The organism is Saccharopolyspora indica, from assembly GCF_027853965.1.
In the GTDB taxonomy this organism is placed as follows: domain Bacteria; phylum Actinomycetota; class Actinomycetes; order Mycobacteriales; family Pseudonocardiaceae; genus Saccharopolyspora; species Saccharopolyspora indica.
Window position 1 is genome coordinate 37,153 of the sequence record NZ_JAQGLB010000036.1, and the last position, 13,312, is coordinate 50,464.

Here is a 13,312-nt window from a genome sequence, read left to right on the forward strand (position 1 = left end):
CAGGGGACCGTGACGCAACCCAGCCACAAGAAACCCCCACAACGCGAGATGAACCCGAGAACGCAACCACCACTGAACATCGCGGAGAGGCGGGACAGCATGATCGGGCTGCCGCAGACCCTGCGCGCCGAGTTCGCCACCTGGCGACGCAGCCCGGTGGCCCGCCTGCCGCTGGCCGGACTCGCGTTCGGCCTGGTCAACACGGTGGTGCTGTTCGGCATCGGCAGCGGTGCCAGCTGGCGGGGAGTCTTCGCCCACCAGAACTTGTGGGCAGTGTTCGCAGGCCCGATGCTGACCGCGCTGCTCGTGGCCACCTCGGCCCGCATCGACCGCGCGGCCCGGGGCGGCGGCACCTGGTACCGGCCGGTGCGCCCGCTCTTCCGCCGCCTGAGCCGGTTCGCCGACCTGGCGGTGCGGGTGCTCCTGCTGAACCTGCTGGCCGTGGTTCCGATGCTGCTGGTCATCGGTCTGCTCTCCGACGTGACCCGGATCCCGTGGGGGAGCGCCGCCGGACTCGTCCTCGTGCTGTGGGCGTCGCAGCTCGGCGTGGTCGCGCTGCTGCTGTGGCTGGCGATGCACACCGGCTGGCTCGTGGTCCTCGGCGGCGGTCTGGTGTGGACGGTGCTGGGCGTGCTGTACGCCGAATCCCCGTCGTGGCCGTTCCTGCCGTTCACCTGGATGATCCGCGGCGCGCTGCCGATCACGGGCACCCACGCGAACGGAATCGCCCTGCCGCCGGACGATCCCCTGGCCGCAGCCTCGCCGTGGGCACCGATGCTGCTGGGCGCGGTCCTCGCGGTGCCGTTCCTGTTCCTGCCGCGCCTGAACCGGCCCGCTTCCCGCTCGGCTCGACGGGCCGGACCTCGCCGCGCCGTGCGGGTGGTGACCGAAGCGGAGCGGCCGGGCGAACCCAGGGTGCTGCGCGCGATGCTGGCCACCCTGAACCGGACCGCGCTGTGGTGGCTGTGCCCGGCGGCGGTCGGCGTGGTCGCGCTGTGGCTTCCCTGGCACGACCCGGCGCGCAGCGTCGAGCTGTTCACCCTGGTGGTCCTGCCGATCGGCACCTCGGTGCTGGGGATGGTGAGCTGGCAGGCCGCCGGCCAGGGCTGGCGGGCGGTCGCCTCCCGCTCCACCGGAACCACCGGGCCGGCACTGGCGCTGACCGGCCTAGCGCTCGCCATCACCGCGCTCGTCTCGCTGAGCACTGCGCTGGTCTACCTGGCGGCGGGTCTGCCGCCCGCGCACGCCTGGCCGGTAGCGCTCACCGGCGCGGTGGTGGGTGCGATGCTCACCGCTGCCGGGCTCTGGCTGGCGATCCGGGCCTCGCTGGTGATCAGCGTCGCGGTGGCCGTGATCGGGGTCCTGCTCGGCATCCTGATCGGCGGCACCGGGCTCCAGCAGCACCTGTGGCCGTTCGTCCCGTGGGCTTGGGCGAACCTGCTGGACCTGCCCCGGATGTCGATCACCCTGCCGGTGAGCGCGGCGGCGACGGCGGCCTTCACCTTCGCCGCGGTCCGCGCGGCCCGCCGGAAAGCGGCCGATTCCTGATTGATCGACTCAGCCGCGCGCCCGCCAAGCGGCGAACTCCTCGGGCGTGACCACGCCGTGGTCGAGCACCGCGCGGTAGACCTCGTAGCTGGCGATCTGGTCTTCGGGCCGGGTCGCCAGCTCGTGCTTGATCGCGAGCACCGCTGCGCGTGCCGAGTCGTCCAACCGCGGGGCCAGGGTGCGCAGGTGCGCCAAGTCGGGCTGGCGCTCCGGTTCGTCGACGAACCAGATGTCGAGCGTCCACTCGTGATCCGCGCCGTCGCGGCAGCAGACGTGCAGGTACAGGCCGTCCGGGTACATCGGGTCGGTGTTCCACCGCCCGGTGTCGTCGCGGAACCGCACCTCGCGCACCTGCTCGTGCAGCGCCAGCTCCGCGCCGAGGCGGGCGACGGCCTCGTGCGCGGCCCGGTCGAGTTCGGCGCAGGTCACGGTGATGTCGACATCGCGGCGCACCATCACGCCGAGCGCTGAGCTGCCCACCCGGGTCGCGGAGCCGAGCGCCGACAGCGCGGACTCCAGCCCCAGCTCGGCCACCAGTGCATCGGCTTCGGCTCGGGTGCGCGCTTCGCGTTCCAGGATCCGCTGGGTGCTCACAGTCGCGTGATTGTGCCAGCACCGCCTGCGGGACGTACCGCCGACGACCTTGCCCCCCGCCCGCACCGCTACGATGCCCCGGTGATGCAGTTCGACCAGGTGATCCGCGGTGCGGCCGCGACCCCGGCCGAGCTCGCGGCGGTTCGCGCCGCGCTGGCCGAGCGCCTCGGACTGCCGGAACCGTTCGTCCTCCCACCCGGGCTCGCCGAGCTGCTGAGCAGCGGAGTGCAGGCGTGCATCCGCGAGACCGAGGACGACCACGTCGAATTCGGTTGGCTCGGCGCGGATTCGGCGGCGTACTACGACGACTACCAGTTCGCCGCCTACATGCCGGGGGCGGTGCCGATCGCCCTCGACGGCGGCGGCGGCTTCTACGTCCTCGACGTGCGGGGCGGCCGGAACGACGGCGACCACCCGGTGGTGTGGAGCCACGCGGGCTCTCTCGGCTGGGATGTCGACGACCACCGCCCGGTAGCCCCGGATTTCGCTTCGCTGCTGGCGAATCCGCACGTCGTCTAGCCGTCAAGCGGCGGGCGAGTCCCGCTGCACGGTGTAGCGCAGCTGCGCGAACCCGCCGGCGTCGGTGACCGAGTCCAGGCGCAGCGGGACGTCCGCGGCCAGTTCCTGCAGCGCCGCGTCGACCGCGTGGGCGCGGAACTCGGGATCGGCGAGGTCGAGCTGGAGCATGCCGAGGTTGTTGGCCATCTCCCCGGGCGTGGCGACGTTCGTCAGGACTGGAGGTCCACGACGACCTTGATGTCCTCCGGCCTGCGCTGGAGAGCGTCGGTCCACGAGGTCAGCGGGACCTTGCGGGTCAGCAGCTCCCGCAGCCATCCCCGGTCCGCGCCCGCCAGGTGCTCCGCCGCTTGCTCGTAGTGGCTGCGGTTGGCGTTCACCGAACCGACCACCACCTGGTTGCCCATCACGAACCAGCTGTTGACCCGGTCCATCTCCATCGGGATCCGGTGCGTGCCCGAACCGAGGCCGGTCAGGCAGAGCACGGCGTTCGGCCCCACCACCTTCATCAGTTCGGCCACCACGACCCCGGCCCCGGTCGCCTCCACCACCGCATCCGGCCGGATCCCGATGTCGATGACCGAGTCCGCGACGTGGAAGGTGCCGCCGAGCGCCCCGACCAGCTCGGCTTTCGGGCCGGCGCCGCTGCGGTCGTAGACGTGCGTGTCGTAGCCGAGCCGCACGCCGATCATCGCCGCGAGCAGCCCGATCGGCCCGGCGCCGGTGATCAGCGCGACGTCGCCGACGTGGCAGGCGCGGCGGCGGATGTACTGGACCTGCTCCCACGCCTTGGCCACGATCGTCGTCGGCTCCATCAGCACTCCGGTCTCGCCGAGGCCCGGGTCGAGCTTGACCAGGAACTCCTCCGGCACCCGCCAGTGCTGGCTGCCGTACCCGTCGGCGCGCTGGATCCCGCGCTCGACGTAGCCGCCGGTCCGGCAGAAGTCCCACTGCCCGGCCCGGCAGCACGGGCAGTCGTCCGGACGCCGCACGATGCCGGCGACGACGTCGCCCGCGGCGAATCCGCTGCCGGCCGGCGCTTCGAGCACGCGGCCGTGGGATTCGTGCCCGATGATCAGCTCGTCGCGCCCCGGCGGCGCGGCACCGTGACCGCCGTTGACGATTTCGGCGTCAGTACCGCAGATCCCGACCGACAGCCCCTCCACCAGGACCTCTCCGTCGGTGACCGCGGGTTCGGGCCTGGTGCTGACACCTGCTGTGCCGGGCACTCCCGGCACCACCGTCATCGCTCTCACCGGATCCCCCTCCGCTCGTTCCCGGGTGTGACATCTTCGGCTCGGTCACCTCGCCCGCGCCGGAACCGGTGGGCGAACGGCATCCGCTTCGGCACCACCGGCGCGATCACGGCGGGCGGCTCGATTTCGCCGCGCACCGCGGATGTGGCCTCGCCGACCTCGACCCCGGCGAAGACCATGAGATCGGTGGCGACCACGCGCGCCGACCCGCAGGCCGCGCTGAGCTGCTGATCGCCCGCCGGATCGATCGCCGCGACCGCGCGGGCGGCGGTCAGCGCCCGGTCGGCGGCCCGCTGACGGGCTTCGCCGTCGTCGAGCGAGTGCTGCAGAGTACGTGCGGCGCAGGTGAGTTGGTCGATCGCGGGCGCGAGCAGCACCCGGTTCTCCTCGATGGCCTTGACCGTGCGGACGAGCATCACGCAGCTGCTGTCGAGCAGATCGAGTTCACCGGAGTGCTCGGCCTCCCGCCGGATGGCGGCCACACCGCGCCACCAGTACGGCGCTCGCCGCGCCACCTCGCGAATGCGCCTGCGGATGCTGGAAAGCGCGCTGAGCGGATCCTCGGCATTGCGCAGGGTGTCGATCGCCTGCGCGGCGAAGGCGTTGTCGTGGGTCCGGAGTGCCTCACCGGTGAGGGAGAGCGCGGTCGCCACCTCGTCCAGCGCCGCCATCTCCGCGCGCCGCAACAGCTTCAGCGGCTCGGCCGGGAACAACACCTGCGAGATCACCAGGGCCACGCCGACGCCGATCAGCGCATCCAGCAGACGTCCGGTGCCCGCCGCCGGATCGCCGATGGTGACGGTGAGGATCGCGCCGGCCGCGGCCTGGGCGATCACCAGCCGCGAGCCGCCCAGCGCGAACGAGATCAGCATGGCCACGAACGTCGCCCCCGCGAGCACGACGGTCCTCGAAACGTTCCCCAGCAGAGCGATGTCGGCGACCAGGATGCCGACGACCACGCCGAGCATCAGCCGAATGGCGTTGATGCCGCGTTCACCGCGGTCGGCGTTCAGCGCGACGACCGCGGCGACCGGGGCGAAGAACGGGCTGTTGTTCACCTGGCCGGCCAGCACCCACGAGACGACGGCCGCGAGAGTGGTCTGCAGCAGCGGCCAGAAGTCCGCGGCAACCCGCCGCCAGGCCTTTCGCAAGGCCCGCCCCGCCTTTCCGGCCATCCGGCTCAAGTCGTCTGCAGGTGGAAGCGCTGCCGCAAGGACTTGTCGATCTGCGGGTAGTCCTCGTTGCGCGTCTCCGGCACGTAGCGGAACACGAACAGCAGCGCGAAGACGCAGATCCCCGCGAAGATGTAGAAGGTTCCCGCCGCACCGATCGCCGTGACGACGGGCAGGAAAGCGGCGCTCACGGTGAAGTTGGAGGCCCAGTTCACGGCGGTGCAGGCGCTGGAACCGTCGGCGCGCGCCGACGGCGGGAACAACTCGCCGATCAGCGTCCAGAAGATCGGTCCCAGCCCGCCCGAGTAGACGGCGATGTAGACGACCATGAACAGCAGGGTCACCACCGGTGGCATGCCCAGCGCGAACGACGCACCGAGCAGCCCGATGCTGATCGCCATGCCCGCCAGCGAGATGATGAGCAGCGGACGGCGCCCGACCTTGTCGATCAGCTTGATGGCGACGACGGCCATGATCAGGTTGATCACGCCGATCGCGATCGAGTACACGATGGAGTTCGAGGCGCTGAGCCCGGTCCGGGTCATGATGGTCGGCGCGTAGTAGATGATCGTGTTGATGCCGCCGAACTGCTGCACGGCGGCCAGCACCAGCCCGACGATCAGCGCTGGGCGCACCGCCGCCGAGAACAGCGCCGCCCAGCCGGACTTGCGCGCCTCGCCGCGCTGCTGCGGGATCGGCCGCTGCCGGTGCGCGTCGTGGTCGGCGATCAGCTTGTCCGCGGTCGCTTCGTCGGTGACCAGCATGATCGCGTGCTTGGCCTCCTCGCGCCTGCCCTTGCCCAGCAGCCACCGCGCCGATTCCGGCACCAGCCCGAGACCCGCGGCCACCAGCACGAGGGCCGGGATCGCGCCCATCCCGAGCATCCACCGCCAGGCGCCGGCGGCGGAGAAGATCACGTTGACGACGTAGGCGGACAGGATGCCGATGGTGATCATCAGCTGGTTGAGCGTGAGCACGCGGCCCCGGATCGCGGTCGGCGCGATCTCGGACAGGTAGATCGGCACCGTGGCCGAGGCCGAACCGACCGCCAGCCCCAGAACGACGCGGGCCACCATGAGCGTCGCGTAGTTCTGGGCGGACACCGCCAGCGCGGTGCCGACGAGGAACACCGCGCCTTCCAGCCCGAGCACCGGCCGGCGCCCCAGCCGGTCGGCGATACCGCCGATCCCCAGGGCCCCGGCCATCGCACCGAGCAGCAGAACGCTGACCACGCCGCCCTGCATCGCCGGGCTGAGGTCGAACTCCGGCGCGATGTACAGCAGCGCCCCGGAGATCACGCCGGTGTCGAACCCGAACAGGAAGCCACCGACCGCGATGATCACCGCCCAGACCCAGATCTTGCGCAGTGCTGCGCGCCGCACATCGGTGATCGGACCGTGCGTGCCCGGTTCGGTCGAGAAGCCCTGAACCATGGTGACCCCCAGCTCGCTCCGGATGCGACCCTGTCGGGATTACCCGGGGCGGCGCGGACCCATACGGACTTCTGCCGGGATACCCCACTCGTGGGCGAGGAGGTCACTCCCCGCAGTCGGCGTCCCGCGGGCACTCCGGTGACTATCGCCTCTTTGCCGGTGCCGCAACCCGTCGAACAGTGGAGACGGAGCGCCGGAACGCGCTGTTGCAGGAGGGATCGCGATGTACTACGGGGGCGGATGGGGCCTTCTCGGCATGATGGTGATGACGGTGGGGATGGTTCTCTTCTGGGTGCTCGTGATCGTCGCGATCATCGCGCTGGTGCGCTACCTCCAGCGGAGCGCGCGGGCGGACTCCGGTGGCACCCGTGCCGAGGAGGTGCTGGCGGAGCGCTTCGCGCGCGGGGAGATCGACGAGGAGGAGTACCGGCGGCGGCTGGAGACGCTGACCGAGCGAAGACGCCGCGCGTGACCACCGCCGTGCGTCTGTCCACTGTGGTGGGAACTGGTCCGGGCTCCGCCGCGGTCCGGTGGGCTGCGGAGTCGGGGGTGCCGCATCAGGTGAGTCCGCAGGAGCCGAGAGGGGAACCGGATGAACACGGCCGCAGGTGAAGTCGAAGGCCGCCACGGGCTGGGGGAGTGGTCGGCGGCGGAATCGGTGGTCATCAACCGGGCGGTCCAGAACGCGCCGTCGGTGCACAACTCACGTCCGTGGTCGCTCGCGCTGCGCGGTCGGACCGCCGAACTGCACGAGCGACCGGCCCTGCTGGTGCAGCACGATCCGGAAGGCCGGGACCGCCGCATCTCCTGCGGCGCGGCGTTGGCGAACCTGGTGCTGGCGATCCGCAACCTGAAGTGGACCGCGGAAGTGGCGTTCGGATCCAGCGCCGGGCTGGTGACCGCCACGGTCACCGCGACCGGGCGCGCCGAGCCGAGCGAAGCGGAACGACGTCGAGGGGCGGCGGTGCTCGACCGCTGGAGCTGCCGACGTCCGTTCGACGGGCCCGGTCTTCCGGCGAGCACCCGGGACGTGCTGCTGGAGGCCGTCGCGGCTCCCGGTGTCACCGGTCGCTGGATCTCCGGCGCCGACGAGGCACTGGGCGTCGCGAGGCTGCTGACCTACGCGGGACGCGTGTTCCGCGGCAACGCCGAGTACCAGCGGGAGCTCTCGTCGTGGACGACGGCGACAGGTGACGGTCTGCGCCGCGAGGGGCTCGGTGAGCGCGGACTGGCCGCGGTGGGCCTGACCACCGGTCGCACCCGGTTGCCCGACGAGCACGCGCTGGCCGCCCGCATCCAGCGGGAATCGGTGCTCCTCGTCGGTTCCCCGGCAGACGGACCGGCCGAGCAGGTCCGCGCGGGTGCCGCGGTGGAGCAGGCCTGGCTGGAGGCGACCGGTCGCGGACTGGTCACCTCCGTCATGACGCAACCGCTGCACCTGGCCGAGGTCCGCTCGGGGCTGGCGGCCGGTCTCGGGTTCGCCGCGACGCCGCAGGTGGTGATGCGATTCGGGAGGCTGGCGGAGGCCGCGGACCCGGGGATCGACGCGCCCCTGCGGTAGCCGGGAGGCGACGTCGAGGTCATTCACCCCTCAGTCGCTGCCCTCTCGGACGACAGCCACCGGGCATTGCGCGTGGTGCAGCACGCCCATCGCCACTGAGCCCAGCAGGAGCCCGGTGAACCCGCCACGACCTCGGTGCCCGACGACCAGCAGCCGCGCTTGCTCCGCTGCCTCGGAGAGCTCGGCGACCGGGTGGCCGCGCTGCGCGATCCGCTTGACCTCGACGTCCGGGTAGGCCTCGGTGCACCCCGCCAGTTGCTCGGCGAGGCCGCGCAGCGCTTCATCGCGCAGTTCGGCCAGCTCGTAGTCCAGGGGCGGTACGACCGGTGCGTACTCCAGGTCCTGCCACACCTGCACTGCCACGAGATCGCACGCGTACCGCGCTGCGGCGTCGAACGCGAAACGCAGTGCGGCTCTGCTGTGCGGGGAGTTGTCCAGCCCGACCATCACGGGCCCACTGCCGCGGTGCTCCCGCACGACCACGACCGGGCACTCCGCGTGCGCGGCCAGCTTGGCGCTGACCGACCCGAGCAGCGTCGCGGCCAGCGGGCCGCGTCCGCGTGAGCCGACCGCGACCAGCTCCGCGTCGGCGGAGAGCCTGACCAGCACGTCGGCGGGGTCGCCGCGCACGACCTCCGAGGTCGCTTCCACGCCGGACCGGCGGTCGGCGAAACCGCTGGTCAACGGATCGAGGATCGCCCTGGCCCCGTCGTCGGTCGTGCGGTCGCCGGACACCATCACGAACCGCACCCGCTCGGCGCGCCGGAGCTCCGCCTCGTCGGCGGCCCACGCGGCCGCCGCCAGCGAGGCCGGGGAACCGTCCACCCCGACGACAACCTGCCCACCCGAATGCATGCCGACCTCCCGCGGACGTACCGGTCATCACCTCGGGTACCCCGACCGGGACGCGAGCACCGCTGCCTCCCGTCGACCAGCGTCGAGGGCGGGCGCAGGAACTCCACTACGCTCGTGCTCGTGGACGAACAGGCTTCGGGCGCAGCGCGGATGATGGGTGCGCTGCACGACGCGGCCAAGTCGTTGAGCACGTTCGGCTACGACCAGTACCTGACGCACCCGTCGGTTCGCTGGCACCGCTGGAACGCGGTCGGCGGGGGTGTGGACCCGCTGGCCGACGTCGGTGTGGTGTTCGACCTGGAGGACGGCGACACCCAGGTCTGCTGCGCCGCGTCGATACGGCTCCAGGACGGGCACTTCGTCATCACCGCGGACGTCACGGTCGACGATCCGCTTCCAGGAGGGGCGGGCGACCAGCGCTTTCTGCTCGATCTGCCGGAACTCCGCACCACGAGCCTGGACGAGTGCCTCGCCGCGCTCCGCGACTACACCGCTCGCCTCTGCGCGCACACCTCGGTTCTCGACGACCTCGGCGTCCCCAGAGCCGACCAGGCAGCGAGCGACGCGACGAGCTGACCAGATGATCAGTTCTTCGAATCGGTGCCGTGCGAACAGGCGTGCGGTTTAACGTCTTCGGGTGCACAAGAACGAGATCAACGGCCCAGTACACGGCCATGTGGTGCAAGCGGGTTGCATCCACGGCGGTGTTCACGTGCACCAAGCGGAGTCCGAGGAGTCGCTGCGCCGGCTGCGCAGCGCGCTGGACGAGGTGACTGTTGCGGTCGGGGCCGGTCGCGGCGTTCGCGTCGCGCCCGGCGTGGTGCTGACCCACGCCTCGCTCGCCGACCCGGCCGCCGTGTCGCTGAGCGGTGGCCTCGCGCTGATCCGGACCGAGTCCGACGACCGGCTCTTCGCCTGTGCCGCGCCGGGCCGACCGGCCGCGGACGACCGCGTCGTGGTGGGTTCGACGGTCGGAACGCCGGTGCTGGACCGGCGCACCGGCGGCGTGTGCGGAGTGCTGGACGGGGCCGGTGATCTCGTTGCGCTGCCGGAAGTCCCGGAGCTGATCTCGGCGGCGCGGCGCAACCACGACTGGCTCGACCTGCTCAGCGATGAGCAGCTCCGGGCCGGCGGGTGGCGGCACCTCGGCCCGCGCCTGCGGCGCTACCTCACCACGGTCGCGCAGGCCGACGACCAGCACGCGTACTCGCTGGTGAGCAGGCAAGCCCCGTCGCTGTCGAAGGTCTACCTCGCTCGCCAGGCCACCCAGCTGGCCGAGACGGCCGAACTGCCGGAGCACCTGGAACGGCTGCCGGAGGACCGGCTGCTGGAGCACCACGTGGGCGTTCAGGTGCTGGGACTGCCGGGCATGGGCAAATCCAGCCTGGTCCGGCGGCTGGCCGCCGAATCCGCCCGGCGGTGGCTCGCCGAGGGCGACGGTGCGTTCGTGCCGGTGCTGATCCCGGCCGCGGCGCTGACCACGAACGCCACGCTGCCGGATGCGCTGGCCGACGGCGTCGTGCACGGCTTCAGCCACCAGCTGGACCGCTCGCAGCTGGTCGAGCTCCTCGGCGTCGAGCCGCTGCCCGGCGTCGGCTGGCTGGTGCTGGTCGACGGGCTGGACGAAGTCCTCGATCCGGCTGCACGCCACGACGTGCTGCGCGCGATCGGCGCGCTGCGCGAGCTTCCGGCGTACCGCGTGCTCATCACCAGCAGACCGCTGGATCGACGTGGCTTCCTCGGGCAGATCGACCAGAGCAGGTTCCCGACCTTCAGCATCGAACCGTTCACCGACGACGAGCTCCGCGAATTCGCAGCCCGGGTGCTGCGCGAGCGGCAGCACCCGGCCCCGGAGGACGCGGCGGCGGAATTCCTGGCGCGGATCCACCGGACGAAGCTCCGCGCGCTGGCCCACGTGCCGCTGATCTCCACGATGCTCTGCCTGCTGCACGCGGAGAACCCGAACGACGAACTGCCCGACAACCAGTCGCAGCTGTACGGCCGGTTCGTCTCGTGGCTGAAGGTCAAGCTCACCGAACTCGACGCCCGCACGCGGTTGCGCGACCGCGTCAGGGCGCACGGGCCCGCAGCCGAACGAGCGGCGGACCAGCTGATCGAGAACATCGAGCCGCTGCTGCAGGAGATCGCGTTCGGGCGGCAGAAACTCGGCGCGGAACAACGAGATCTGCCGTTGTTCGAGCACGCGCTGGCCTGGACCGGAGTCGAGCGCCCGACGGGCACGATGTCGCCCGAGGAGTGGGCCGAACTGCTCGCCGACGTGCTGCGGATCAGCGGCCTGGTCATCCAGCCCGGGAGCGAGTTCCGGTTCCTGCACCAGACCGTCGAGGAGTACCTCGCGGCCTGCCGCCTCGCCGCCAGCAGCGATCCGCGCACCTGGTCCGGCCGACGGCTGCTCGCCCCGCAGCCGAGCTGGCCCTGGCAACACCTCGAGGTCAAGACGTTCCTCGCCGCGAGGTGGGCGGAGGAGGGCGTCGACCTGACCCGGATGCTCCGGAGGCTGCTGCGCTGGGGCCGCTGGCGGCACAACATCGGATTCCTCGCCGCACTGGTGCGGCACGGCGTGGAGCTCGATCCGCGGCTCACCGACCGAGCAGTGCGAATCCTGCGCAAGGTCATCTCGAACCCGGCGAGCGCCAGCCGAGAATGGCAGGACTGCCTGAGGTGGCTGGCGGACCTGGACGAGGACCAGGCCGCTCTCGAACTGGAGGCGCTGGCCACCACGGGCCTGGTGGACCGGCGTTACGAAGCGATCCGCGAACTCGCCTCGCTCGACGCACAGCGGGCGATGCCGAGCATCCGGCTGTTCATCAACGACGCGCGGGTGGGCAAGATGCCCAGGACGGCGCTGGCTCGGCACTTGCGCGACCTGGGCGTCGCGCAGGTGCACGCGTTGTTCACCGAGGTCGCCGAGGACGAGGACAACCACGCGTTGCGCATCGAGGCAGCGGAGATCCTCACCTCGGTACTGGGCCACGATCTCACCGTCATGGACCGATTGGCCTTCGACCGCAAGTTGGAGGACGAGCAGCGTCTCGACGCCAGCAAGAAGGTGCTGGCGCACGACGCGGATCGCGGACTGGACGCGCTCGCCGCCCTGGTGCACTCCGCCGCGGAACCAGCGGTCCGGCGTGAGGCCGTGCGCCTGCTGGAGGAGTACAAACCGGGCCGGGCCGAAGCCGAGCTGACGGCCCTCGTCGAGTCCGGGAAAGCACCGATCGCCCGCAGGTTCGACGCGGCGAGACTCCTGGTCCGGGAGCACGGGCGGGACGTCGAACTGGTCCTGGAGATCGCGAAGAGCCGGGAGCTCGACCGCGATCGCCGCCTGACCGCGGCGAAGATGGCCAGGGGAGATGACGACCGCGAGGCCGCAGTCGCGCTCGTCCTGGACATCGTGGCCAGCTGCGGCGCAACCGACTCGTACCGCCTGGAAGCGCTGAAGTACCTCGCAGGCGTCGACGGCGCCGCGGCCTTCCCGGTTCTCCGCGACTTCGTGCGCACTCCGAACCAGGCCGATCCCGACCGGTTCCGCGCCGTCGAGATCGCGGCGAGGTGCGCGGGCCCCGTCGTAGTCGCGGAACTCTACGGCGAACTGGCCGCATCATCCGGCATGGCCAGCGGGCTGCGGGTGAAGGCGGCACGTGCGGCTTTGGCGAAGGACCCCAGCACGGGCGCTCCGCTACTGACCGCGATCGCCAGAGATACCGAAGCCCAGCCGGAGTCCCGGCACGAAGCCGCGCTGGCCTTGTCGCGCCATGACGCGATCAAGGGGTCCGAGGCGCTGGTGGTGATCGGGAAGGACCGGAGTTTACCGGGAACGCTCCGCATGGAGGCGCTGGAGAAGGCTTCGCCGGGCGTGGCTCAGAGCGCGTGGGTGCACTTGGCGGAGGACATGGCGGTAGCGGAATCCGTTCGGCTCCTCGCAGTGCAGAAGATCCGGGACCGGAAGACGTCGGAACGGTTGCTGGCCGCCATGGCGGCAGGCGGGAAGAGCGACCAGACGCGTCTCGAAGCGGCGCGTGCGCTCGCTCGCCTCAACCGCAGCAGAGGGTTGGCGGCGCTGCGTGACATCGAAGCCGACCAGCGCATCAGTCGCTCGGTCAAGGACAAGGCCGCCAAGGCCGCCGAGCGTCTGGATCGCTGATACCAGCGGGAACACCCTACGCAGGCGGGTGTCTGGGGTGGATCGCGCGGGGGCTGGTGTCCTTGTGGGTGGGTTTGTGGCTCTGTTGTTGAGTTTTCAAGGTGCGTGTTACTGATGTTGTTGTGTTGTGGTGGGGGTCATCCCCGTGGTTTGGTGGATTGTGGGGGCTGTGGTCCGGATGTCAAGCCCGGCCTGGCGGCCGCCCCTTCGGGGTT

The 13,312-nt window shown here is 71.3% G+C and carries 12 protein-coding genes; 6 read left to right on the top strand and 6 right to left on the bottom strand.

Annotated features, from left to right (window positions below; translation table 11 throughout):
* Positions 1-99: 99 nt before the first annotated feature.
* The gene (locus tag OU416_RS39170) at positions 100-1,548 is read left to right on the top strand and encodes a hypothetical protein (protein WP_270932163.1); all 1,449 of its coding nucleotides are present in this window, start codon (positions 100-102) and stop codon (positions 1,546-1,548) included.
* 9 nt (positions 1,549-1,557) lie between these two features.
* On the opposite strand, the gene OU416_RS39175 is transcribed toward OU416_RS39170, so the two are convergent.
* Entirely contained in the window at positions 1,558-2,142 is a 585-nt protein-coding gene (locus tag OU416_RS39175; RefSeq protein ID WP_270932164.1) for a hypothetical protein, read from the bottom strand.
* 84 nt (positions 2,143-2,226) lie between these two features.
* Between OU416_RS39175 and OU416_RS39180 the strand changes: the two genes are divergently transcribed.
* Positions 2,227-2,661, top strand: a complete 435-nt coding sequence (locus OU416_RS39180; protein WP_333779685.1) for an SMI1/KNR4 family protein — start codon at positions 2,227-2,229, stop codon at positions 2,659-2,661.
* 3 nt (positions 2,662-2,664) lie between these two features.
* Here OU416_RS39180 and OU416_RS39185 read toward each other — a convergent pair whose 3' ends face one another.
* From OU416_RS39185 to OU416_RS39200, 4 genes are read right to left on the bottom strand one after another with little or no spacing between them, the layout of a single operon-like run.
* Positions 2,665-2,847: a hypothetical protein gene (locus OU416_RS39185; RefSeq protein WP_270932166.1), complete on the bottom strand. Its 183-nt coding sequence runs from the start codon at positions 2,845-2,847 to the stop codon at positions 2,665-2,667.
* A 23-nt stretch (positions 2,848-2,870) separates the two neighbouring features.
* Complete coding sequence (locus tag OU416_RS39190) at positions 2,871-3,905, bottom strand: glucose 1-dehydrogenase (protein ID WP_270932174.1); 1,035 nt, start codon at positions 3,903-3,905, stop codon at positions 2,871-2,873.
* 5 nt (positions 3,906-3,910) lie between these two features.
* Positions 3,911-5,065 (bottom strand): FUSC family protein, encoded by a 1,155-nt coding sequence (locus tag OU416_RS39195; RefSeq protein WP_270932167.1) that lies wholly within the window; start codon positions 5,063-5,065, stop codon positions 3,911-3,913.
* Positions 5,066-5,094: 29 nt separating this feature from the next.
* The gene (locus OU416_RS39200) at positions 5,095-6,519 is read right to left on the bottom strand and encodes a sugar porter family MFS transporter (protein WP_270932168.1); all 1,425 of its coding nucleotides are present in this window, start codon (positions 6,517-6,519) and stop codon (positions 5,095-5,097) included.
* A gap of 223 nt (positions 6,520-6,742) precedes the next feature.
* On the opposite strand from OU416_RS39200, the gene OU416_RS39205 reads away from it, so the two are divergent.
* Positions 6,743-6,991 (top strand): SHOCT domain-containing protein, encoded by a 249-nt coding sequence (locus OU416_RS39205; protein WP_270932169.1) that lies wholly within the window; start codon positions 6,743-6,745, stop codon positions 6,989-6,991.
* A gap of 120 nt (positions 6,992-7,111) precedes the next feature.
* Positions 7,112-8,080 (top strand): nitroreductase family protein, encoded by a 969-nt coding sequence (locus OU416_RS39210; protein ID WP_270932170.1) that lies wholly within the window; start codon positions 7,112-7,114, stop codon positions 8,078-8,080.
* A 30-nt stretch (positions 8,081-8,110) separates the two neighbouring features.
* Here OU416_RS39210 and OU416_RS39215 read toward each other — a convergent pair whose 3' ends face one another.
* Positions 8,111-8,935, bottom strand: coding sequence for a universal stress protein (locus OU416_RS39215; protein ID WP_270932171.1), 825 nt, complete (start codon positions 8,933-8,935; stop codon positions 8,111-8,113).
* A 120-nt stretch (positions 8,936-9,055) separates the two neighbouring features.
* Here OU416_RS39215 and OU416_RS39220 point away from each other — a divergent pair, with 120 nt between their 5' ends.
* Positions 9,056-9,511 (top strand): hypothetical protein, encoded by a 456-nt coding sequence (locus OU416_RS39220; protein WP_270932172.1) that lies wholly within the window; start codon positions 9,056-9,058, stop codon positions 9,509-9,511.
* A 61-nt stretch (positions 9,512-9,572) separates the two neighbouring features.
* Entirely contained in the window at positions 9,573-13,097 is a 3,525-nt protein-coding gene (locus OU416_RS39225; RefSeq protein WP_270932173.1) for an NACHT domain-containing protein, read from the top strand.
* The last annotated feature ends 215 nt before the right edge of the window (positions 13,098-13,312 follow it).